Consider the following 21214-nt stretch of genomic DNA (forward strand, 5'->3'; position numbering starts at 1 on the left):
AAGCCATGCCTGCGACCGTCGACAGCTACATTGCGGGACGCTCCGCACCACCGCTGAAGGGCGGCTATCTCGATAAGTTCGATCCGCGCACCGGCGCCCGAATGCAGCAGGTCGCCGACAGCACGCCTGAGGATCTCGACCGGGCCGTCGCTGCGGCGTCGGACGCACTGGCCGCGTGGCGCGACACGCGGCCGTCCGAACGCGGCCGCATCCTGGTCGAGACCGCGCGCGCAATCCGCCGCAACGAAGAGCGGCTCGGCGCCATCGAATCCCGCGAGACCGGTAAGCCGGGAATCGAGATGGCCCAGCTCATCGACCTGACCGCCCAGTACTTCGAGTTCTACGGCGGCATCGTCAACGTGATGGACGGCGAGGTGATCAATGTCGGACCCGGACATCACGTCTACACGCGCCGTGATCCGTTCGGCGTGATCGGCGTAATCCTGCCCTGGAACGCCCCGCTTCATCAGGCGGCACGGGCGATCGCGCCGGCGCTGGCGACGGGCAACACGGTCGCCGCAAAGCCGTCCGAACACACGTCGGGTTCACTGGTCGAACTGGCCCGCGTCGCGGTCGAGGAAGGCGGGTTGCCGCCCGGCGTGCTCAACGTGGTCGTGGGCCGGGGCAGCGTGATCGGCCCGGCGATGGCCAACCATCCGGAGGTGCGCAAGATCTCCTTCACGGGCAGCGTGCGCGTCGGCCAGGAACTCGGCCGCATCGCGGCGGACCGCGTTCTTCCGCTCACGCTTGAACTCGGCGGCAAGTCGGCGAACATCGTCTTCGACGACGCCGACCTCGATGCCGCGGCCATCGGCTCGACGCGCGCCTTCACTTGGAACAGCGGGCAGTGGTGCGCAGCGGGCACGCGCCTTCTGGTGCAGGAGAGCATCCATGACCGCTTCGTGGACAAGTTGCTGACGGCCGTGGCCGAACTGCGCGTCGGTCCCGAGCATAGCGCGACGTCTGGTCCCATCACCACCCACGCGCAGTTCCTGAAAGTACAGAGCTACTTGGAGGCCGCGGCGCGCGACGGGTTGACGGCCGCCATCGGTGGCGGCGTGGCCGACGATCCCCGCCTAGGCGGCGGGTGGTACATCGAACCCACGGTCTATACCGGCGTCACCAATGACATGACCATCGCGCGGGAGGAGATCTTCGGTCCTGTGGTGTGCGTCATTCCGTTTAAAGACGAGGGCGACGCGGTGCGCATTGCGAACGAGTCCGACTTCGGGCTGGCCGCAGGAATTTGGAGCCGCGATGTTGGGCGCGTCCACCGCGTCGCCGCACGGCTGGAAGCTGGGCGCATTGTCGTCAACGATTACAGCGGCGGCTTCGTCCAGACGCCCTGCGGCGGCTTCAAGCACAGCGGCTATGGGCGTGAGCAGGGCATCGATGCTCTGTCGCACTACACCCAGCTGAAGTCGGTCATCATCAAGCTGTAGGCGGCGGATTTCGGAAGGCATCATGAATCTCGATCATCACAACAATGCATTCCTTACCATGATCGGCCTCACGCTCTCGCGGTGGGAGCCGGGCTTGGCGGAGTTCGACCTTCTGGTCGATCATCGCCACACCAACCGACAGGGCATCCTGCAAGGTGGGGTTCTTGCAACCATGCTTGATGCCGCCTGCGGCTATGCCGGCCTCCATGACGGGACCGGCGTGACCGAGGGTCAAGCCGTGACGCTGTCCTTGATGGTGAACTATCTGGCGCGTGTGGAGGATGGTCGCTTGCGCGCCGTAGGGACGGCCGTGGGTGGTGGAAGGCGCATCTATTTCGCAAACGGGCTTGTCTATGCCGCCGACGGCTCGGTGGTCGCAACGGCGCAGGGAAGCTTCAAGCGGATGGCGCCGCGTTGACCTCCGATCCTTGGTGTCGGCCACCTGCCTCGGCTAGAGTTGGGTGGTCATGACGCTGATGAACGGATTTGGCAATGCGCGCGTCCGAACTGTCTGAGCTGGCAGCCTTCGTCTCCGTGGCCAAGACACGGAATTTCCGGCTTGCCGGCCTCGAACGCGGAGTCACCGCATCGGCGATCAGCCATGCGGTGACGAGCTTGGAGGAACGCGTCGGGGTCCGCTTGCTGAACCGCACGACGCGCAGCGTGTCGCTGACCGACGCAGGCGATCTCCTGAACGCGCGGCTGGCCCCGGCGTTTCTGGAGATCCGTGATGCCGTAGACAGCCTTAACCAGTTTCGCGATGCGCCCTTCGGAACGGTGCGCATCAACGTGCCGCACTCCATCGGTCGGTTCGTTCTCGGCAAGGTCATCGGACCCCTGATCCGGAACAATCCCGCGCTCCGTCTTGAAGTCATCGCGACGGACCGGATGGTGGACATCGTCAACGACGGGTTCGACGCCGGCATCCGGCTGGGCGGAACGATTTCGCAGGACATGGTCGGTGTGAAGCTGCAACCACGCCTGCGCCTCGTCGTCGTGGGATCACCAGAGTATTTCGAAACTCGCCCACTCCCGCAGTTGCCGCAGGAATTGCGACAGCACACCTGCATCCAGAATGTGTACCCGAGTGGCATCTCCTACCCCTGGGAATTTGAAAAGGATGGTGAGCGCATTGTCTTCGAGCCGAGCGGGCCGCTGGCACTCGACGACAACGAACTCATGATAGAGGCTGTGTTGGGCGGCGTGTGCCTGGGCTATGTTTGGGAAGGCTACGCGCGCCCCCATATTGAGGCGGGACGATTGATCCAATGTTTGGACGATTGGTGCGCACCGGAGGATTGGCTTTATCTGTACTATCCCAGCCGGCGCCACGTATCAGCGGCGATGCGCGCGCTGATCGAGGCGATCAAGGCTTGATCCCTCGGTCGGACGGGCGTATCGCAGCAATCATCACTGTTGAATCCGGCTCATCAAGGAAAGAAGCAATCGCTGGGTTATGGTTCCGGGGCAAGCGGTGTAGAACCGCTTTCAGGCACAGCGTGCCGTGTCATTACGGAACAGACGCCGGCTCGGTTGCGTGATTTATCGTGGCAAGAGCCTTGGTGTTATTCCTGCTCAACAGGCGGAATGACGATGTCCATGCTAGGTAATGTCCAAATCGTAGTTGCCGAGGCCAATCCCGCAATTGTGTCAGGCCTCCGCCTGATGCTTGAACAGTGGGGTGTGGGAGGGTGCGAAGCGGTTTCCACGCGCACCGAGTTGGCTGCGGCGCTGTGCGAAGCTACACCCGACGTTGTACTGTTCAACATCGACTTGGTAAGCGGTGTGGACGAGATCGAAACCCTGTTGCGTCGGCACCCGAGCGGCGCAATCGGCTTGGCGGCAGATTTCCTTACGTCAGATTGGGCGATGCAGGACAAGGTGCCGATTCTCGAAATGCCATTCAGCGTCGACAAACTGCTGTCGGCAATTTTGTCGGCAGCACGAAGAACTGGTAAGGGTATCGCTTCGACGGTGGGCGAGGAGGTACGATGGCCGGCAACAGCATCGCAACGATGACCCCCACTGTTCACACCTCGGAAGATTTGAAGGCTCTGCTGCAAAGTTTGCCGGCAGGCGCGAGGTGATGGTTGCGGGCATCACCGCCGACGTTATGCGTCCTGGAGTTCGAGCTGCTGGCTGATGAACTGCATCGCTTCCGCGAGCACACGAGGCGCAGAGTTGAAGGCGCGTTCGACAAGGCGCCCCTCGCCCGGTATGTCACGGGTGATGTTGAAGCTGGACGCTTGGCCTTACGACAAACGTTGCGTGACGACACACCCGACATGGTCTTGGTTCATGAAATATTCCGCTGATCGCAGCGAAACCGTCTCAAACCTGGGGGGAGGATGGTAAAGCGCGCTGGGACAGCAGCGAACCGGGGGCGCATTGAAGTGGCGGGTCATGGTGGAGGTGACAGGCGAGGCCCGCGCGGTGACGCAGCACGTGATCTCCGAGGGTGAGCGCACCGGGGCTGGTCAAGCGACAACGCTCGGGCTGGGTCTGAGCGAGAGCGAAATCACCTCGGAGCTCACGACCATGTAGGACGCCGATGCCTCGCTGATTGGCCCGCTGCTCGACCTGATCAAGCGCTCGATCGGATCGGTGCTGGGGGACAGCGTCTATGACGGTGAGCCGGTCTACCGCGCTGTCGCCGCCCACACACCCGACGCCGAGGTGATTATCCCGCCGCGCTCCACCGCGGTGCCTTGCCGAGCGTGGTCGCCAGGGCTTGCAGTGGGACGTCCGCTACGGTCGCCGCTCCTTGGGCGAGGTCGCGATGATGCGCGACAAGCAGCTAAAGGGCGCACCCTGCGCGCCCGGAATCTGTCTGCCCAACAGGTCGAGGCCGCCTGCGGCTGCAAAGTCATGAACATCATGACCAGCTTGGGCATGCCCGCCTCCCGCAGGGGCGCCTGATCACCACCGGCCGCGGGTGGACTCCGCTCTCATGCCAGTTTGTGCGCAAAGTCTCTTGACGAAGCTCAGCAGCTTGTCTTGGACTAGTTGCACCCGCCCGGCAGGTGGCCTTGCTTGAGAAGAACGACCTGAGCGAAGGTGCGGTGGATGTCGAGGGCAACCATGCGCATTGGTTCGCCTCCGCTTCCAGCAACGACAATCACGGGAGCTGGCGGGCTACACGACCATGTAATTACGGCCTGCCCACCATCCATGCTCCCGGTGCCCCTGTCTCGGTACGAAGAAAACATCCGAATGGCTCTCTCGGCTCCGATTAGGGGGCACCGCCTGATTCATGCCGGATAATAACATCGTTGAACAGGATCGCCGTCGCATCAAGCGGCTGGTCCGGTCGGGGCTTGGGTTCAAGAGCTTCCACACTGCGTGGCGAACCATCGCCGGTTATGAGACCTTGGCGATGGTGCGGAAGGGGCAGGTGGCCGCCATTTCCGCCAATGACATGCCCACCCAGGCGAGCTTCATCGCCAGCCAGTTCGCAATTGCCGGCTGAAGACCCTGCTCCTGCTGCTCACCGCGCCCGAAGACGTCCCATTCCAAATCCCGGTTGTTCAACTCATCGGGACCTAGTTTTGCTGGCGATTGAGGCGCGCTGATCGATCTCGATCAGCTGTGTATGATATCAGATCAATTTTTCCCAGGCGGCCAGCTGATGTTCCTTCAGCATGTCCTCTATCGCCTTCGGAACCACGTTGCGGAACTTGCCGGTGTCGGCCGGAACAATCTCGATCATCCGGTCGATCATCTCCTGCGGATCCATGCGACCTTCCGGCGTTGCGAAAAAGTCGTCGAAGCCCTTGCGCAGGTCAGCGCGCTTGGTGAAGTGCTTGCTGTCGTCAAGCCAGCGGAAAGCATTGTCGGCCATGGTTTCATTATAGCCGGTATAGTAGGCACCCGGGTTGATGGTCTGGACTTTGATGCCGAAGGGGCCAAGTTCCTGTTGTAACGCTTCGGCGATTGCCTCAAGCGCGTGCTTGGTGGAGACGTATGTCCCCCAGTTGGCTGGGGTAAATAGTCCCCCCATTGACGAGGTAAAAACCACCTTGCCTGCCCTGTTGTTCGCGATCCACCTCTGGACGACGCCCTGGGTCAGCACTAGCGGCAGAAAGACATTGATCTCGTAATTGCGTCGAACAAGGTCAATTGGGATTTCCCAAACCGGCCCGCTCTCGCCTTGGCCGGCGTTGTTCCACAAGACGTCAAAATCCATGGATTGCGCCTGAGCAACGTCATAAGGATCGGTTAGATCCAGCCTCTCAACCCGGAGATTGCTGAGTCCGAGTTCTTTGGCCTTGTGGCGCAAAGGCATGACCTGAGGTGATACCTGCACAGTAGCAATGACGTTGTGGCCGTTTTTAGCCATGCCAATGGCGGCAGCTTCGCCGAAGCCGGATCCAGCGCCCGTGATGAGAATAGTCTTCTTGGTCATAGTCGTACTCCTTGTTCTTTGGGGTGGATACTGGCCGGCGCACGCAGGACCGGGGCGTTACTGCATGATGAGACCTTCGGGCCTGCAATGGAGGATGTGACGTGAACCGGTACTTCTTAATGTCGAAAATGGCGGGGGGCCCGTGGCGGGCATCCGTATCTGGGTCAGCCGGATGGAGGGCAGGCTGATCGGTTCAAAAGAAGAGCCCCTGTTACATTCAGGCTTATAGATCGCCGGACTCTCTTTAACTTCGGGAAATTGTCGCTTGTCAGGATCAGGATTGATCGACGAGGCTATTGGTGATCTGAGGCACGCGCGTCTGGAGGCGTTTGATCATCGCACGGCAAATATAGACCTGAGCATACGAGATTTACTCTAAGTTAACGCGGGTCATTTTTGATTTCATCATTTTGACCTCTGCTCTAAACACTGTGCACAGGCACCAAGACAACACTTAATTCATATGCCGCATATTGAGTCTCCTGGCTTGGAGCGAAGCAACCAAAACCCTCACGGGCACTCGGCGCCTGTTTCGATCCAGGCAGAAATAAGCGCCCCGAATTCGGCTTGGCTGCCCGGGGCCGGGCGGCGTCCCTCGCCGGGATGCCATGCCCAACCCACGAGATGGTCCTCGGCCATGTGCTGGCGGATTTGGGCGAGGGAGCGGCCACCGTTGCGGGTCGGATCCTTGATTTGGCGACAGATGGCACCGAGCGTCAGACCCTGCCAACTCATGCTCTCCGGAGCGAGCAGCCAATGGGCGCTGCCGGGAATGGAGCCGACGCGACTACCAAGAAGGGTGTTGTTGTCCGTGCGATGGCACGTGTTGCAGGTCAACCCATTCACGCCGAAGCCAGTTAAGCCCGCTTGCATGAAAGGAACATGCGGATGCATGTCGTCGCCTTGCGTCGGCTGACGACTGGCTGGGTGGCAGTTCATGCAGCGCGGGTCAGTGATGACCTTTGCCGCTTCATGAAAGAGCGCGCGCGAGCGCGCCCGAGTATCCTCAATCGATTGGAACGCGGTGACACTCTTCAAGGGGCGTGCCGCGTCCACACCCGGAGGCGCCGGCTCCGCGCCGCCGTGCCCGGGTCCGAACGCGATGGTGGTGGCGGTGATCGAGGCGAGGGCGAGCAGGACGAGATGGCGAGAGCGCTGCACCATGATCACGGCCTCCTCAGCAGATGGGTGTTGATTGGCAATTCTCGGAGCCGCTTGCCGGTAGCCGCGAAGACCGCGTTCATGAGTGCGGGCGCGACCACGGGCGTGCCGAGTTCGCCGACACCGCCTGGTGCCTCGGTGCTCGGCACGAGATGCACCTCGATCGGGGGGCATTCGTGGATGCGCAGGACCGGGGAGTCGTCGAAATTGCCCTCGACAACAGCCCCGTTTACGATGGTGACGCGGCCGTAGAGCGCGGCACTCAGGCCATAGATAACACCGCTCTCGACCTGCTGCCGCAGAATGTCGGGATTGATCACTTGCCCACAATCGACAGCGCAGACGATGCGCTCAACCCTTAGGCTGCCGTTTTGAGCGACATGCACCTGTGCGACTAAGGCGGCAAAGCTCCCGAAATCTGCCAACACGGCCACACCACGGCCACGTTCAGGTCCCAGCGGCGTTCCCCATCCCGAGCGGTCGGCGGCGAGATCCAACACCGTGCGTAGCCGCACATTGCCGCCGAGAAGTTGTCGCCGGTACTCCACGGGATCACGGCCGGCGCGGTGAGCCGCCTCGTCGATTCCGCCCTCAATGGCCGGGGCATTGCGGGTGGGGCCGACGCCACGCCAGTTGCCGGTCAGCATGCCGTCAGGTCCCTCGTGCCGCACGTACTCCACGCGCTTGTTGGGGATGTCGTATGGGCTCTCCGCACCGCCGGTAATGTCGAGATCAATCCCATCCTTGAACAGGACCGGTAGGAAGCGTGCCATCACTGCCGGGCCAACGACGCGATGGCGCCAGGAAACCGGCATGCCGTCCGGACCGAACCGCACAGTGAGCCTGCTGAGGTTGAGATAGCGGAAGGAATCGTGACGGATGTCCTCCTCGCGGCTCCACACCACCTGCACGGGCCCGTCCACCCGCTGCGCCACCCGGGTGGCCATGACGATGCCATCGTGGTCCAGGCGCCGGCCGAAGCCGCCACCCAGCAGGTGGTTGTGCACGACCACCTTTTCGACCGGCAGACCAATGACCTGCGCGGCCGCCTGCCGGGCGCGCCCTGCCACCTGTGTGCCGACCCAGACCTCGCAGGCGTCGGGGCGCACATGCACGGTGCAGTTCATCGGCTCCATGGCCGTATGGGCAAGGATGGGCAACCGGTACACCGCATCGATGCCGTCGGACTTGACCGCTTCGGTCTCGGTTACGTTGCCGCTGTCGTGCGCCACGAGCGCTTCACCAGCCATGGCGGCGTCGGCGCGGCGTTCAAGCTCGGCGGTGGTGAGGCCGCCGTTTCCCCCTGGGTCCCAGGTGAGTCGCAACGCGGCGAGCCCTTTGCGGGCGGCGCCGGTGTGGTCGGCGACGACAGCGACCGCGTCGCTGAGCCGGACAATCTGACGCACGCCCTTGATACGGAGCGTCGCGCTGTCATCCATTGCCTTCAACGTTCCTCCGAAGGTCGGGCAGATAGCGATAGCAGCGAATTTCACGCCGGGCGGGCGGGCGTCGAGGCCGTAAACCGCTTTGCCGTTCACCTTGTCCGGACTGTCGATACGCGGCAGCGACTTCCCGATCAGCTTGAACTCCGCCGCCGGCTTCAGATTGACGCGCTCCGGCAGCGGTTCTCGGGCAGCCTTCTCCGCGAGCGCGCCATAGGGCAGACGGCGGCCGCTCTCCGGATGCAGCACCTCGCCACCTTCGGCTCGGCACGCCGGGGTCGGAACGCCCCATTCCCTCGCGGCCGCCGCGATCAGCGTCATCCGAGCCGCGGCGCCTGCGTGACGCATCGGTTCCCAGAAGCCGCGGATGGTCACCGAGCCGCCCGTCACCTGATCACCGAGCATCGGGTGCGCGTAACGTGAGGGATCGGCCGGGGCTGCCACGATCCGTATCTGCTCCAGCGTGACCTCCAACTCTTCGGCGATGAGCGTGGCAATGCCCATGTAGACGCCCTGACCCATTTCCGCAGAGGGCACGATCAGCTCGATTGGGCCGGCCGGTGGAATCCGGATGAAGGGGTTCGGAACGAACGTCTCGGCGGCTGCGGCCGGCGAGATGAAGCGCGGGCCGATCAACAGGCCACCGCCGGCGAACGTTGCCGAGATTAGGAATGCGCGGCGGGAGAGCTGGTTGAAAGCGGCTGTGGAGGGACGGCTCATCTCATTTGCTCCCCTCGGTGAGCACCATGGTCGCCGCGTGCTTGATGGCGGCACGGATGCGTGGATAGGTGCCACAGCGACAGATATTGCCGGCCATCACGGCGTCGATGTCCTCGTCGGTTGGCGAGGAATTGGCGTTGAGCAAGGCCGCCGCGGCCATGACCTGCCCGGACTGGCAGTAGCCGCATTGCACGACCTCGTTCCTGAGCCACGCCTGTTGAACGCGAGCGCCTGCATCCGTTTCGCCGATCGCTTCAATGGTCGTGATGGCCATTGATGCAGCGTCCTCGACCGATATGACGCATGAGCGGGCCGCCTGTCCGTCGAGGTGGACCGTACAGGCACCGCACATAGCGATGCCGCAGCCGAACTTGGTCCCGGTCAAGCCGATAACGTCGCGGATGGCCCAGAGCAACGGTGTGTCGCCATCGACATCGACCGAATAGCTCGTGCCGTTGATGTTTAGATTGTATGGCATCCTGCGCTCCCGCGCTGGTCGTCATTTCCCGCTGTCCAAGCAGCGGCGATTTGCAGCCTAGACGGGGTGGTTTGGACAGGCGAGTTAGGCTTTGTGAGTTGGTGTGAGCATCATGTCCTGTGGCGTGATGTATAAGGCGCGAAGCCGGCCCGTATGCTGCAGTTGGCAAGGAGCGCAAGGCGGGACGGGAACCGGCGCGTTTGATGGTTTCGGCAGCCTTCAGTGACAGGCTGGGCGGGCTTCTGCTAAGCTCGGCCGTGGCCGGAATGAACTCCGTGGATCCGTGGTGAAACAGTTCCGGCACCAGAATCGTACATGGTTTCAGCGGCTTACATGCACACTTGTCAGCCCGACCCCAGGCTTGATCAATCATCCGGTCCAGGGATTTGCGCCATTCAAAAAGAGACGGGACGCTTTCTGAATCCAAGGACAGAACGGAGCCAATCATGACATCGTCCAAGATTAGCTCATCATCGGAAATGAACGTCTATAATATATATACTCGACACGCTCTTCTCGTATTGATGCTAAGTTGCGCCCTGAATTTTCTGGATCGGCAAGTCGTCAACATTCTTGCTGAGCCGATCAAACAAGAGTTCAGCCTCAGCGACACACAGCTTGGCATTCTCACGGGATTGGCGTTTGCCGCCTTCCATGCGACCCTGACCTTGCCCATGGCATGGCTAGCAGATCGGGGCAACAGAGTGCTCGTGATCGCCGCTTCGGTGGCAGTCTGGAGCATTGCCACAGTAGCATCGGGCATGACCTCTGGGTTCGGACAGTTGCTTGTGGCCCGCATGTTTGTCGGAGTTGGTGAAGCAGGCGGGATCGCCCCCGCGCACTCACTGATCGCTGATTATGTATCAAAGCGGAAGCGGGCTACGGCGATTGCCTTTTTCTCTGTCGGAATTCCGCTGGGAGGACTGCTAGGGCTAGCTCTCGGCGGCCTCGTGATGGACGCCTATGGTTGGCGCACTGCCTTCATCGTTGCGGGCGTACCGGGCCTTATCTTAGCCCCGCTGATGGTTTTGACTTTGCGCGACCCAAAACGCTCAGGGAGTGCGGTTATTACGAACGAGCCTCCAATCCCATTTACCGAAGCGCTCCGCGAAATTTTCTCCAAGAAGGCTTTCCTGCTTGTCGCGGCCGGAGGCGCATCCATGATGTTCGTGAACTTCGGTCAATCAGCCTTCATCGCCTCGTTCTTTTTCAGAGCGCACGGGGAAGCACTCAAGTCGATGGCAACTGACCTTGGCGGCCTCCTTGGAATGGCCTTAGGAGCTGCGGCTTTCCTCGGTCTCGCTTTAGGCTTGGCCAGGGGCCTGACCGGCGTGCTTGGAGTCATCGCCGGCGGTTGGATCACAGACCGGATCGACGGTGACGGCTATCGCGCCTACGCTACGCTTCCAGCCATCGCGGCTCTCATCCGCATCCCGGTCTTCACCTTGGCTCTCTTAATATCTGATGCCGTGGGTGCGCTCACGCTGCTGGCTGTTCATTTCCTTATAAGCGGGATCGGCAGCATCGGCGGCTTCACCGCAGTACAAGGGCTTGTACGCCCACGGGCGCGCGCAACCGCAGCCGCTATATACGGTTTGGGCGTCAACCTGATAGGCCTTGGGCTTGGCCCACTGTTTGTCGGACTTACGAGCGACGCACTCGCAACATCGGGCTTGGGTACCATCGAGGGGCTTCGCTGGGCGCTCGTCGTCAGTTCCGTGCCATTGCTGGTCGTGGCGGGGCTGAACTGGCGGGCTCGTGGTTTGATGTCGGTCGAAAGCGTCAGCTGAAGACTATGCCGGCCGGAGCGGAAGTTCCCTTCGGGAACGCGGGGCCGACCGCGCCATCCGAGACCCGGCAACCTTCGTGTTCCCGATGCGAAACCGGATGGTGGCACGTGGAGAACGTCTTGGGCCTGAAACGGCCAATGGCTTGGTCAGGATGGCGTGCTCAACCTGATCCCGTCTTGCTATCCACGCTTCCTTGTGAGGCGACGGATTTGCTTCGCCCGGGGGCAGAATTGTCTCTGGTCGGCGCAGAAAGGCGTGTCCGCGGGCGATACTCCGCGAGCCGTTGCTCGGCTGGATCGCGCATGTCGATCTGTGAAACTCCAGTGGCGGTTAGATCGTCGAGCAGGCTGCGCGCGACCATGAGATCCCGTGTCGCGAAGCCCTCCGTGAAATGGGAATAGGTATCGGACAAGATATCGTGTGCTGCGTAAGAGCCATCACGACAGAGTTTCAACCGTGCAAGGCTCATCGATGCACGTAGCCGCCACGAGAGCGCGCCTTGCCGACTAGCAAGCTCAATGGCTTGGCGGAAACTGGAGATCGCTTCGACCTCGTCGCCTTGGTGCACCTGAATCTCGCCGCGAATGCGCAGCAGTTCCGCGAGTTCAAGGGAGGTGCCGTGGAGCAGAACACGAGCCAGTACGTCATCAATAGTCGTGCGCGCCACCGCGACACGACCGGACGTAGCGAGGCCCATGGCCAGCCAGCCTCCGAATCCTGAGGTATAAAGTTCGTACTGATCCGCACGAAGCGCTGTAATGGCGCGCTGTAGGAGGTCAATGCCGTCATCGACCTGCCCAGCTTGGATCAGGGATTCTCCCTGCAAGCCAAGGGCCACCGCCTGATACGGCCGAAGGGAATGGCTGGTGGCATAGAACATGAGGCGGTCCCTCAGCTCTTCGACCGCTTCCCAATCCCCAACCCATTCGAAGACCGCAGCCCCCCAGATCAGACTAATGCAATACGTCACCACATCCGTCGTCGTGTCGGTTGCCAGGGGTTTTGCCGTCGCGATCGCTTGCTCCGGATATCCCTGGAGCCACAGGGTCCGTGACAGCGCAATGTAGGGATTGCGGTGGAAGGCGAAGTGGCTTGGAGTAACGCGCTGGAACTCGGCCAGATGAAGCGCCCTCGCCAAATGCTCGTGCGCGGCGTGTTGGTCCCCGACGAGATGATGCGAAACGCCGAGCAGATTGTGAGCCGCCGCGATGCCGGTCGAGTCCCCCATTTGCATGGCGAGGCTCTCGAGGCGTCGCGCAATTGGTATCAGCAACGAAATTTCGCCCCTTCGCCGGTAATACATGTGTAGGCGGCTCAGGAGGCGAAATTGGTTGGGTTGATCCCCGATCCGTTCAGCAATTTCCAGCGCGCGCTCCAGCGCAGATCGCGCCTGTTCGCCATTGCCCTCGATAAACATTAAGGAGTGTCCGAGCGCGGCTTGCAATTGAAGTTCGACAGCGGTGCCTCGAATGGCATCGTTGAGCGCCGAAAGCGCCGCTTCGCCCCAATGGCGAGATTCGTTCAGAAGTGACAGTCCATTGAAAAAGCTGACCGCAGCCGCAGCCAGACTCACAGCCAGTTCGCAATTGTTTTGACCAGAGAAGCTCCATTTGAGTGAAGCGCGAACGTCCCCGAGAAAATCTCTTGGGTCGACAAAGTTTTGCGTGCAACTTGCCGCCGATGGAGAAGCCTTCATTTCCTGCAGCGCATTGCAAACGTAGACCGCGTGACTTCTGCTGACACGGTCCAGTTCTCTACTCTCGACCAGCTTCACGTTCGCGTAGGCTCGGGTCGTATCGAGCAGCCGATACTGTGACGTGACGGCACCCTGTTTGACTGAGACAAGAGATTTGGAGACCAGCCCCTCCAAAGCCTCAACGATCCGTACCGCGTCGAGGTCATCGTCTGATGCAACGGCTTCCGCGGCCAAGCGGACGAACGGACCGATGAAGATCGATAGGCGACGCAGAACCGTCCGCTCCACATCGCTAACTAGGTCGTAGCTCCAGTCGAGCGTTGCGTTGAGCGTCTGGTGACGCGGCAGTGCGGTGCGTCGGCCCCGCCATAGGAGCCGCAGTCGGCCGTCGAGAAGCGACGCCGTCTCGCGCAGCCCATGGATGGCCACTCGGCTGGCGACCAACTCGATGGCGAGAGCGATGCCATCGAGTTTGCGGCAGATTTGGGTCACGATCGCCGCGTCGGCATCGGTCAGTTCAGCGCTGTAACCGCTTGCTGCAGCGCGATCAGCAAAGAGATGCGTCGCCGGGAAGCTCAGGACCTGCGATATGGTGAGGTCGTCCCGGTCAGGCGGCCTTTCCAAGGGGCGCAGCTCGTGGACGTGCTCGCCCTCAACCTTAAGGGGCTCGCGACTCGTGGCAAGTAGGGCCACCGCTGGCGCGTCCTGATGGATTTGCTCGGCCAACGCCGCCGCGGCGCCGATGACGTGTTCGCAGCTATCAAGAACGATGAGAGCCCGACGCTCGCGCAGGAAGTCGATGATCTCCGGAATTGGATCAGCAGCCTGTGCTTTCAGGCCGAGCGCTGAAGCCAGCGCGTCGCTCACGAATGCGGGATCCGCAAGCAAACCCAGATCCAGAAAGTACACCGCGCCGCCAAAGGCGTCCAGTTGGGCGTGCGCCACAGCCACAGCCACGGTCGTCTTGCCGATGCCGCCAGGCCCGTGGATTGTCAGGAACCGCTTCCTGCTCAGGTGATCATTGATTCGGCGGACGGTCTCGTCCCGTCCAACCATTCGGGTCAACTGGCGGGGAAGTCCGTGTGGCGTGCCCGTTTGCTCCGTGCGCGCCACAGAGGCACGAGGTGTCGCGTCAATCGACACCGTCGGCATTACCAAGCAGTAGCCGCGGCCCGCCACGTTTGAGATGTAGCGGGCACCAGACTGCCCGTCGCCGAGCACCTTGCGCAGGCCCGCGATCTGGAACCTGAGGCTACTCTCATCCACCGTAAGGTCTGGCCAGGCCCGGGAGACAAGTTCTTCTTTTCCAACGATGTCGCCGGCCTTTTCGACGAGGGCGGTCAAGAGATCAAACGCCCTGCTCCCCACCGGAACGGGATTCCCATCCTTCTCGAGGAGCCGCTCGCTCGGAAAGATGCGGAACGGCCCGAACGACATGCCATGGCGAGTTTGATGCACGTTGTGGTTCCTTCGAGATCAACTCTGGACGGTCGTGCCACAATCCACCTCGAAGATATCACCTATTGCCCGGCTCTGTTCACGCTTTTTTAAGCGATCATCACGCGCACACAAGGCTAAACAACACCTAACAAGGCCTAATTGGCTTAAAACGGCCTTCGTCGGACATCCTAGGGTCCAGCAAAACGACTGGCATTGCGTCGCTGTGTCGGCCAAGCCGTTGAGAGATCGGTCGCGACGATGACGCACCTCGTCCGTCCTTGCTCGAAAGGCCCTGAATATGACGAAGACCATCCTCATAACCGGCGCCGGCTCTGGCCTCGGCGAGGGAGCTGCGATCGGCCTCGCGCACGCAGGCCACGATGTCATCGCCACGGCGCAGATCTCGCCGCAAGTTACCATGCTGCGAGAAAAGGCACTCGCGCTTGGCTTGTCGAATCTTAGGGTTGAGAAGCTCGATCTTCTTGATCCGTTTGACGTTACTCACGCACTCACTTGGGACATTGACGTCCTCCTCAACAATGCCGGCATTGGCGAGGGCGGGCCGGTGAGCGAGATCCCGGTTGAACTCGTGCGTCGGGTCTTCGAGAACAACCTCTTCGCTCCTCTCGCACTTACCCAGGGATTCGTGCGTAAGTGGATCGAAGGGAATAAGACTGCAAAAGTCATCTTCATGTCGTCTATAGCTGGTTTGTTCACGCCGCCCGGCTTCGGCGCATACGCCTCAAGCAAGCATGGGCTGGAGGCAATTGCCGAAGCCATGCAGCAGGAACTCGGTCCCTTCGGCATCAAGGTTCAAACGATCAACCCCGGAACCTTCCTGACTGGGTTCAACGAATCCATAGCCGATACGCCTTTCCGCTGGCTGGACGATGCACGGAATTTCACCATGTCGGCGACCATGCGGCAGGTCTACGACAGTATATTGAGCACGCCGCAGGGCCGAATGGACCCTGCTGAAATGATTGAGGCAATGATTGAGATTGTTCCGGCGGCCGATGGCAAATTCCGGAATGTTGTTCCCAAGCACGTGGAGGAGATGATTAAGAGAAAGCAGGCCGAAGCATGGGAAAAATGCTTTTAATGATTGCTTCTATACCAGCACGTTCAATAAAGTTCGAACGTTGGTATAGTCCTGATGCTGTACTTCCATCCGTTGTGGCCGCTATTCGGTGCACTTCACGATCCAAGGCAAGCCACGCGCTGAAGCCCCGGCCGGAAGAGGGCTAGACCTGCCATGAAGCTTGTTTCCCATGCCCTGGACAGCGATGGAGCGATCCATAGCATTCTGGACATGATGTACGCTAGGCCACCTTGCCTGGGATTGAACACGGCGTGCCCGTCTATTCCACTGTATCGGGGTTGATCCAACCCCGACCAGCGAACTGCAATCACCAGCCTGAAGGGGGCTTCGCTCCGCAACAGATGGCGATGACAAGCTGCAGGGAAGCCTCAGGATATGCTTCCGAATTATTGTGCTACTAATGATATGACAAAGAAAATCTATGACTGAGTGAATGGAAGTTCTGACATCGGGGAAATATCAAATGCGCGATGTCTTTTCCCAACGAGGGGTTGGAATGAACATGATCGATCGCGAGCCGATGGTAACGGCTCCCAAGGGGCTTTCGATCGACGGGGTCGCGTTTTCCCCCGTGCCAGAGGCCAGCGCCGGCGGTACCGTGTCAGCGGCGGAGTCGTTGCTGAAGGTCGCCCGGCACATCTTGGGGCGGGACCACAAAACGATCGAGGAATGCCTCCTGTTGGCGCTCACACAAGTGCAGATTTCCAACACCAAATTGGTGTTGAAAACGTCCGAAGCCGAGATGTCCGTTCCGTTCCGGACCGGCCTTGCCCCGTGGCAGGTGCGGCGAGTAACCGCTTATATCGACGGGCATCTGGAGTTGGCGATTCGGAACAAGGACTTAGCGGCTATCGCTAAGATGAACTGCAGATGTTTCCACCGGGCGTTCAAGAATAGCTTTGGCCTTCCGCCGCACGCCTACATCATCCAGCGGCGTGTCACCCGCGCAAAGGAAATGCTGGAGACGACCAACGAACCGCTGTCTCAGATCACACTTAGTTGTGGGTTTTCCGACCAATCGCATTTCTCGCGGATTTTCCACCGTTTCGCTGGCGAGACGCCACGCATGTGGCGCCGTAGGCATCAGCGCGAACTGGTTCATATCTGATGGCCGGCGGGTTCCACCCAGCAGCCTGACACAGGGCACACCTCCGGCGTTTCCAGGTATGTCCCCCAAATCCCCGAACTCCGGGCAGGAGGTGCCCTTCGAACGAAAGCAAAGGGGACGGACCGCGCCGGCGTACTGGCGCGCGCCACCCCACCGCCATTGCCACGCGTGAGCTTCACATGTGGAGAAACGGAGCGATAACAATGACAGGACGAGCAACGGATTGCAGACCGTCATCAGGCTCAACCCAAAACTGGCGGCTTCGGCGCGACCTTGCCTTCATGCTCCGCATACAGGCCAGGATGCTCGACGAGGAGGGCGAGCACGCTGCGGCTATGCTGCTGACGGTGCAGGCGCACCGCCTGGAACGGGGATCGGTTCCGCAGCGGCGCCAACCCGGCATCTTAGCCGGTTACATTGCCCTCAGCGCGTGTTCGAAGACGTCACGCGCCGTCGGCCTGCCGCATCAGCCGCTTGCAACGCTGAAAGAGGATCGAGACGGCGGTGATTTCGATGAGGGCGTCGAGGTGCTTCGTCGTCCGCTCGAACACGGTGTTCAACTAAAAGGAGGTTGATCATGAAAACTTGGTTCATTACCGGCGCATCACGCGGCTTCGGCGGACGAATCGCGCAGCTGGCGCTTGAGCGAGGTGACAACGTGGTCGCCACGGCGCGCAAACCTGCCACCGTGATCGAACGGTTGGGGAGCCATCCGAACTTGCTGGCGCTGCCGCTCGATGTGACCAGCGAAGAGCAGGCCCGCGCAGCAACGGCCCGCGCCTTCGAAAGCTTCGGCCGCATTGACGTCCTGCTCAATAACGCCGGATTCGGTCTGCTTGGCGCCGTCGAAGAAGCGACGGCCCAGGAAGTCGAGGCGCTGTATCGCACTAATGTATTCGGTCTGCTCAGCGTCACCCGCGCGGCGCTTCCCTACATGCGGGCTCAGCGCTCCGGCCGCATACTTAATATCTCGTCGATTGGAGGCTATCGTGGCGCGGCGGGCTTCGGCGTCTATTCCTCGACAAAATTCGCGGTCGAGGGACTATCCGAAGCGCTGCACGCCGAGCTTGAACCGCTCGGCATCCATGTGACGGTGGTCGAGCCGGGCTATTTCCGCACCGACTTTCTCGACTCGAGCTCGCTCACGGTAAGCTCGCTCCGGATCGACGACTATAATGACACTGCCGGCGCGGTGCGCGGCCGAGCCGGCGACCTCAATCACGGCCAGCCCGGTGATCCGGAAAAGTTGGCGCACGTGCTTGTCGCCTTCGTCGATGCGCCCAATCCGCCGGTCCGTCTGCCGCTCGGCAGCGACACTGTCAACGCGATCGAAGCCAAGCATGCAGCCGATTCCGCAATCCTCGCTGAGTGGCGCCATGTGTCGGTCTCGACCGACTTCGCCGCCGCCCCCGTGACGGTCTGAGAGGAGGAGAGGCCATGCTTGACACAACCGCCCTCGAACGCGTCGATAGCTATGTCGGCGGACGCTGCTTGCCGCCCAGTGGCGGGATCTATTCCGATAAGATCAATCCGCGCACCGGCGTGCCGCTCAAGCGGGTCGCCCAGAGCAATCTCGAAGACTTGGTCCAGGCGGCCGACGCCGCCGATGTCGCGCAGCAGGCTTGGCGCGACCTGCGCCCTTTCGAGCGCGGCCGGATCCTTGTCGAAGTCGGCCGGGTGATCCGACTCCATGGCGAACGGCTCGGCCAAATTGAAAGTGAGGAGACCGGCAAGCCGGCGCATGAGATGCCCGCACTGATCGACCTCACCGCCCAATTCTTCGAATTCTACGGCGGCATTGTCAATGCGATGGACGGCGAGGTGATCAATCAGGGGCCCCACTATCATGTCTACACCCGCCGCGATCCGTTCGGCGTGATCGGCGTGATCCTGCCTTGGAACGCGCCGCTCCATCAGGCGGCCCGGGCGATCGCCCCGGCGCTGGCGGCAGGCAACGGCGTGGTTGCCAAGCCCTCGGAGTTCACGCCTGGCTCACTGGTCACGCTGGCGCGGCTCGCGGTCGAGAAAGCCGGGCTCCCCCCCGGGTTGTTCAACGTCGTGGTCGGCCGCGGGACGGTGATCGGCCCGGCGATGGTCGAGCATCCCGCGATTCAGAAGATCTCACTCACCGGCAGTGTCCGCGCCGGACGGGAACTGGGCAAACTCGCCGCCGACCGGATCCTGCCGTTGACGCTAGAACTCGGCGGCAAATCGGCGAACATCGTGTTCGACGATTGCGATCTTGATGCGGCAGCCAGAGGCTCGGTGTGGGCCTTCACTTGGAACAGCGGGCAATGGTGTGCAGCTGGGACGCGGCTTCTCGTACAGGAGAACATCCACGACCCCTTCGTTGAGAAGTTCGTCGCGGAAGTGGCAAAGCTGCGGGTTGGGCCCGAGGACGACGCTACGTCCGGTCCGATCACGACCCGCGCGCAATATGAGAAGATCCGAAGCTACTTCGACATCGCCGAAAAGGAGGGGCTCACCTGCGCAATTGGCGGCAAGGCGCTCAGCGGCGGCCGTTTCGGTGACGGCTGGTACGTGGCGCCGACTGTCTATACCGGAGTTTCCAACCATGACTTGCTCGCGCGTGAGGAGATTTTCGGCCCCGTCGTGGTGGTGATCCCCTTCAAGGACGAGGCGGATGCGATCCGTATCGCCAACGACAGCGACTTCGGCCTCTCCGCGGGAATCTGGAGCCGCGACATCGGCCGGGTTCACCGTGTTGCGGCGCGGCTCGACGCAGGGAGGATCGTCGTCAACGAGTATGGCGGTGGCTTCGTCCAAACGCCCTGTGGCGGCTTCCGGCAGAGCGGCTACGGCCGCGAGCAGGGAATTGAGGCTTTGGGCCACTACAGTCAACTCAAGTCGGTCATTATTCGGTTGTGACTATGACAACCATTGCATCCATAGCCGCCACGCCGGAGGGAGGCCGTTCGCGCGAGCGCCGCGGTCTCGCCTACGGCTTGGTCGCAGCGCTGATCTGGGGCGGCTATGTTGCCGTCTCGCATCACGGCATCGAGGCGGGGCTTGACCCCGCCGACCTCGCGTTTTTGCGGTACTCGGTTACAGGCATCGTGCTGCTGCCGTGGCTGCTTCGCAACCAGCCTGCCTCTCTCGCGGGTCTCGGCTGGGGACGAGGCATGGCGCTGGCGTTGTTTGCTGGCCCTCTGTTCGTGCTCGTCGGGGCGGCAGGCTTCGCCTTCGCGCCGCTTGCTCACAGTGCGCTGATTCAACTCGGCACTGTGTCGTTAATGGGCATTGTGCTCGCCGCGCTGGTGGTACGCGAGCGGCAGAGCGCCACACGGGTTGCAGGTCTTGCGGTGATCGTTACCGGACTGGCCATTGCGGCCGGCCCTGGACTGCTCGGCGGTGGCTCACAAGTTTGGAAGGGCGATCTTTTGTTCGCCTCGGCCGGTACGATGTGGGCAGCATTCACTGTGTTGCAGCGTCGGTGGCAAGTGAGCCCTCTGGTGGCAACGGCTGCCGTCTCGGTGCTCTCCGGATTGATCTATTCGCCGCTGTACCTCGCCTCGCGGGGGCTATCGACGCTTTCCGCGGCCGATCCTCAGGTGCTGATCCAGCAGGGCCTAGTCCTTGGGGTCCTATCAGGTGTGGTCGCATTGTTCGCATTCGCCCGAGCAGTCGAATACATAGGTCCCGGCCGTGCTTCGCTCTTCCCAGCGCTCGCCCCGGCGATCGCCATTCTCGCCGGTATTCCCATCTCCGGCGTGATCCCCACAACTTGGCAGGTCCTGGGGCTGGTGGTGCTCTCTGCTGGTCTGCTCCTCGCGGTCCGGACAGCCCCGGCTTCGCGTACCTCGAAAGAAGAAGGCACACAGGCACCGTCGAGTTAGGGTTCGCTTGGACGCAGAGGGTGTCGGTATAGAGGACAGCGCGATAGGTGTTAGCTAAACAACGCCGCCAATATCAACCAAAGATAGCTACGGTGGACGGGGTGCTAATCCCGCCCTCCTTGGTCCGCCGGAGTTGGCGGCCTACAGCATGACGAAAGTCGACCGGAATCTGGAGTGCTGGGGAAGCACGGGTGTCGGCTGCCGAAATAGCCTTTACTGAAGCTGCTTCAGCCTGAATCCTGGTCGCAATAACTTGAACTGATGCGTGTCGCCGGTGCCCCTTCGACCTCAATAACCTTTACCGACCATCTCAATAACCTTGACTGGAACCCGGCCGCAGGTCCGCCTTCGGGAGGAACGCGCCGCTGTTTGGGTATGCTGCCGCCCACGCTACACCGGCCCCTCTCTGCGCGCCGGGCTCGCTATCGCGGCGGCTGAAGCCAAGGCACAGTTCCATGACGTCATGCGCCAGACCCGCCACACCTCCGTGGAGGTGGCGCGCCGCTACATGTGCTCCGCCGATCTCTGGCGCAACAACGTGACCGAGAAGGTCCTGCGATCGCGTGGATGAGC

General features: G+C 61.5%; 18 protein-coding genes and 1 pseudogene. 14 read left to right on the forward strand and 5 right to left on the reverse strand.

Annotation, left to right across the window (positions count from 1 at the left end):
* Positions 1 to 5: 5 nt before the first annotated feature.
* The 6 genes and pseudogenes from VD964_RS16685 (at position 6) to VD964_RS16715 (ending at position 4911) form a co-directional block, all read left to right on the forward strand.
* Positions 6 to 1442, forward strand: coding sequence for an aldehyde dehydrogenase family protein (locus VD964_RS16685; protein WP_324869644.1), 1437 nt, complete (start codon positions 6 to 8; stop codon positions 1440 to 1442).
* A 22-nt stretch (positions 1443 to 1464) separates the two neighbouring features.
* On the forward strand, positions 1465 to 1860 hold the full coding sequence (locus tag VD964_RS16690) for a PaaI family thioesterase (RefSeq protein ID WP_324869645.1): 396 nt from the start codon (positions 1465 to 1467) through the stop codon (positions 1858 to 1860).
* Between the two features lie 74 nt (positions 1861 to 1934).
* Positions 1935 to 2819 carry a LysR family transcriptional regulator gene (locus tag VD964_RS16695; RefSeq protein WP_324869647.1) on the forward strand — a complete coding sequence of 295 codons (885 nt, stop codon included), beginning with the start codon at positions 1935 to 1937 and terminating at the stop codon, positions 2817 to 2819.
* 210 nt (positions 2820 to 3029) lie between these two features.
* Positions 3030 to 3461, forward strand: coding sequence for a hypothetical protein (locus tag VD964_RS16700; RefSeq protein WP_324869648.1), 432 nt, complete (start codon positions 3030 to 3032; stop codon positions 3459 to 3461).
* A gap of 525 nt (positions 3462 to 3986) precedes the next feature.
* Positions 3987 to 4361, forward strand: a pseudogene (locus VD964_RS16710) (IS5/IS1182 family transposase); the annotation flags it as partial.
* A 334-nt stretch (positions 4362 to 4695) separates the two neighbouring features.
* On the forward strand, positions 4696 to 4911 hold the full coding sequence (locus VD964_RS16715) for a DDE-type integrase/transposase/recombinase (RefSeq protein ID WP_414637177.1): 216 nt from the start codon (positions 4696 to 4698) through the stop codon (positions 4909 to 4911).
* A 129-nt stretch (positions 4912 to 5040) separates the two neighbouring features.
* Here the strand turns inward: VD964_RS16715 and VD964_RS16720 are convergent, their stop codons facing one another.
* The 4 genes from VD964_RS16720 to VD964_RS16735 all read right to left on the reverse strand — a co-directional run bounded on the left by VD964_RS16720 (position 5041) and on the right by VD964_RS16735 (position 9648).
* A complete protein-coding gene (locus VD964_RS16720; RefSeq protein WP_324869649.1) occupies positions 5041 to 5847 on the reverse strand; it encodes an SDR family oxidoreductase in 807 nt (268 codons plus the stop codon).
* Between the two features lie 510 nt (positions 5848 to 6357).
* A complete protein-coding gene (locus tag VD964_RS16725; RefSeq protein WP_324869650.1) occupies positions 6358 to 7011 on the reverse strand; it encodes a hypothetical protein in 654 nt (217 codons plus the stop codon).
* A gap of 2 nt (positions 7012 to 7013) precedes the next feature.
* Positions 7014 to 9170 (reverse strand): xanthine dehydrogenase family protein molybdopterin-binding subunit, encoded by a 2157-nt coding sequence (locus VD964_RS16730; RefSeq protein WP_324869651.1) that lies wholly within the window; start codon positions 9168 to 9170, stop codon positions 7014 to 7016.
* A 1-nt stretch (position 9171) separates the two neighbouring features.
* On the reverse strand, positions 9172 to 9648 hold the full coding sequence (locus tag VD964_RS16735) for a (2Fe-2S)-binding protein (protein ID WP_324869652.1): 477 nt from the start codon (positions 9646 to 9648) through the stop codon (positions 9172 to 9174).
* A 446-nt stretch (positions 9649 to 10094) separates the two neighbouring features.
* On the opposite strand from VD964_RS16735, the gene VD964_RS16740 reads away from it, so the two are divergent.
* On the forward strand, positions 10095 to 11438 hold the full coding sequence (locus VD964_RS16740) for an MFS transporter (protein WP_324869653.1): 1344 nt from the start codon (positions 10095 to 10097) through the stop codon (positions 11436 to 11438).
* Between the two features lie 160 nt (positions 11439 to 11598).
* On the opposite strand, the gene VD964_RS16745 is transcribed toward VD964_RS16740, so the two are convergent.
* The gene (locus VD964_RS16745) at positions 11599 to 14592 is read right to left on the reverse strand and encodes an ATP-binding protein (RefSeq protein ID WP_324869654.1); all 2994 of its coding nucleotides are present in this window, start codon (positions 14590 to 14592) and stop codon (positions 11599 to 11601) included.
* Positions 14593 to 14872: 280 nt separating this feature from the next.
* Between VD964_RS16745 and VD964_RS16750 the strand changes: the two genes are divergently transcribed.
* The 7 genes from VD964_RS16750 to VD964_RS16780 all read left to right on the forward strand — a co-directional run bounded on the left by VD964_RS16750 (position 14873) and on the right by VD964_RS16780 (position 21212).
* Positions 14873 to 15676, forward strand: a complete 804-nt coding sequence (locus VD964_RS16750; protein WP_324869655.1) for an SDR family oxidoreductase — start codon at positions 14873 to 14875, stop codon at positions 15674 to 15676.
* Between the two features lie 496 nt (positions 15677 to 16172).
* Positions 16173 to 16784: an AraC family transcriptional regulator gene (locus tag VD964_RS16755; RefSeq protein ID WP_324869656.1), complete on the forward strand. Its 612-nt coding sequence runs from the start codon at positions 16173 to 16175 to the stop codon at positions 16782 to 16784.
* 302 nt (positions 16785 to 17086) lie between these two features.
* Positions 17087 to 17359, forward strand: a complete 273-nt coding sequence (locus tag VD964_RS16760) for a hypothetical protein (RefSeq protein ID WP_324869657.1) — start codon at positions 17087 to 17089, stop codon at positions 17357 to 17359.
* A 2-nt stretch (positions 17360 to 17361) separates the two neighbouring features.
* Positions 17362 to 18207 carry an oxidoreductase gene (locus VD964_RS16765; RefSeq protein WP_324869658.1) on the forward strand — a complete coding sequence of 282 codons (846 nt, stop codon included), beginning with the start codon at positions 17362 to 17364 and terminating at the stop codon, positions 18205 to 18207.
* Between the two features lie 14 nt (positions 18208 to 18221).
* A complete protein-coding gene (locus VD964_RS16770) occupies positions 18222 to 19673 on the forward strand; it encodes an aldehyde dehydrogenase family protein (protein ID WP_324869659.1) in 1452 nt (483 codons plus the stop codon).
* 2 nt (positions 19674 to 19675) lie between these two features.
* Positions 19676 to 20641: a DMT family transporter gene (locus VD964_RS16775; RefSeq protein WP_324869660.1), complete on the forward strand. Its 966-nt coding sequence runs from the start codon at positions 19676 to 19678 to the stop codon at positions 20639 to 20641.
* Positions 20642 to 20960: 319 nt separating this feature from the next.
* On the forward strand, positions 20961 to 21212 hold the full coding sequence (locus tag VD964_RS16780) for a hypothetical protein (RefSeq protein WP_324869661.1): 252 nt from the start codon (positions 20961 to 20963) through the stop codon (positions 21210 to 21212).
* Positions 21213 to 21214 lie beyond the last annotated feature (2 nt).

This window comes from Azospirillum sp. (assembly GCF_035628975.1).
Lineage (GTDB): Bacteria > Pseudomonadota > Alphaproteobacteria > Azospirillales > Azospirillaceae > Azospirillum.

Excerpts from the sequence above, each read along its gene's own strand:
- VD964_RS16685 (WP_324869644.1), top strand. The coding sequence starts at position 6 with ATGCCTGCGACCGTCGACAGCTACATTGCGGGACGCTCCGCACCACCG.
- VD964_RS16690 (WP_324869645.1), top strand. The coding sequence starts at position 1,465 with ATGAATCTCGATCATCACAACAATGCATTCCTTACCATGATCGGCCTC.
- VD964_RS16695 (WP_324869647.1), top strand. The coding sequence starts at position 1,935 with ATGCGCGCGTCCGAACTGTCTGAGCTGGCAGCCTTCGTCTCCGTGGCC.
- VD964_RS16700 (WP_324869648.1), top strand. The coding sequence starts at position 3,030 with ATGACGATGTCCATGCTAGGTAATGTCCAAATCGTAGTTGCCGAGGCC.
- VD964_RS16715 (WP_414637177.1), top strand. The coding sequence starts at position 4,696 with ATGCCGGATAATAACATCGTTGAACAGGATCGCCGTCGCATCAAGCGG.
- VD964_RS16720 (WP_324869649.1), bottom strand. The coding sequence starts at position 5,847 with ATGACCAAGAAGACTATTCTCATCACGGGCGCTGGATCCGGCTTCGGC.
- VD964_RS16725 (WP_324869650.1), bottom strand. The coding sequence starts at position 7,011 with ATGGTGCAGCGCTCTCGCCATCTCGTCCTGCTCGCCCTCGCCTCGATC.
- VD964_RS16730 (WP_324869651.1), bottom strand. The coding sequence starts at position 9,170 with ATGAGCCGTCCCTCCACAGCCGCTTTCAACCAGCTCTCCCGCCGCGCA.
- VD964_RS16735 (WP_324869652.1), bottom strand. The coding sequence starts at position 9,648 with ATGCCATACAATCTAAACATCAACGGCACGAGCTATTCGGTCGATGTC.
- VD964_RS16740 (WP_324869653.1), top strand. The coding sequence starts at position 10,095 with ATGACATCGTCCAAGATTAGCTCATCATCGGAAATGAACGTCTATAAT.
- VD964_RS16750 (WP_324869655.1), top strand. The coding sequence starts at position 14,873 with ATGACGAAGACCATCCTCATAACCGGCGCCGGCTCTGGCCTCGGCGAG.
- VD964_RS16755 (WP_324869656.1), top strand. The coding sequence starts at position 16,173 with ATGAACATGATCGATCGCGAGCCGATGGTAACGGCTCCCAAGGGGCTT.
- VD964_RS16760 (WP_324869657.1), top strand. The coding sequence starts at position 17,087 with ATGCTCGACGAGGAGGGCGAGCACGCTGCGGCTATGCTGCTGACGGTG.
- VD964_RS16765 (WP_324869658.1), top strand. The coding sequence starts at position 17,362 with ATGAAAACTTGGTTCATTACCGGCGCATCACGCGGCTTCGGCGGACGA.
- VD964_RS16770 (WP_324869659.1), top strand. The coding sequence starts at position 18,222 with ATGCTTGACACAACCGCCCTCGAACGCGTCGATAGCTATGTCGGCGGA.
- VD964_RS16775 (WP_324869660.1), top strand. The coding sequence starts at position 19,676 with ATGACAACCATTGCATCCATAGCCGCCACGCCGGAGGGAGGCCGTTCG.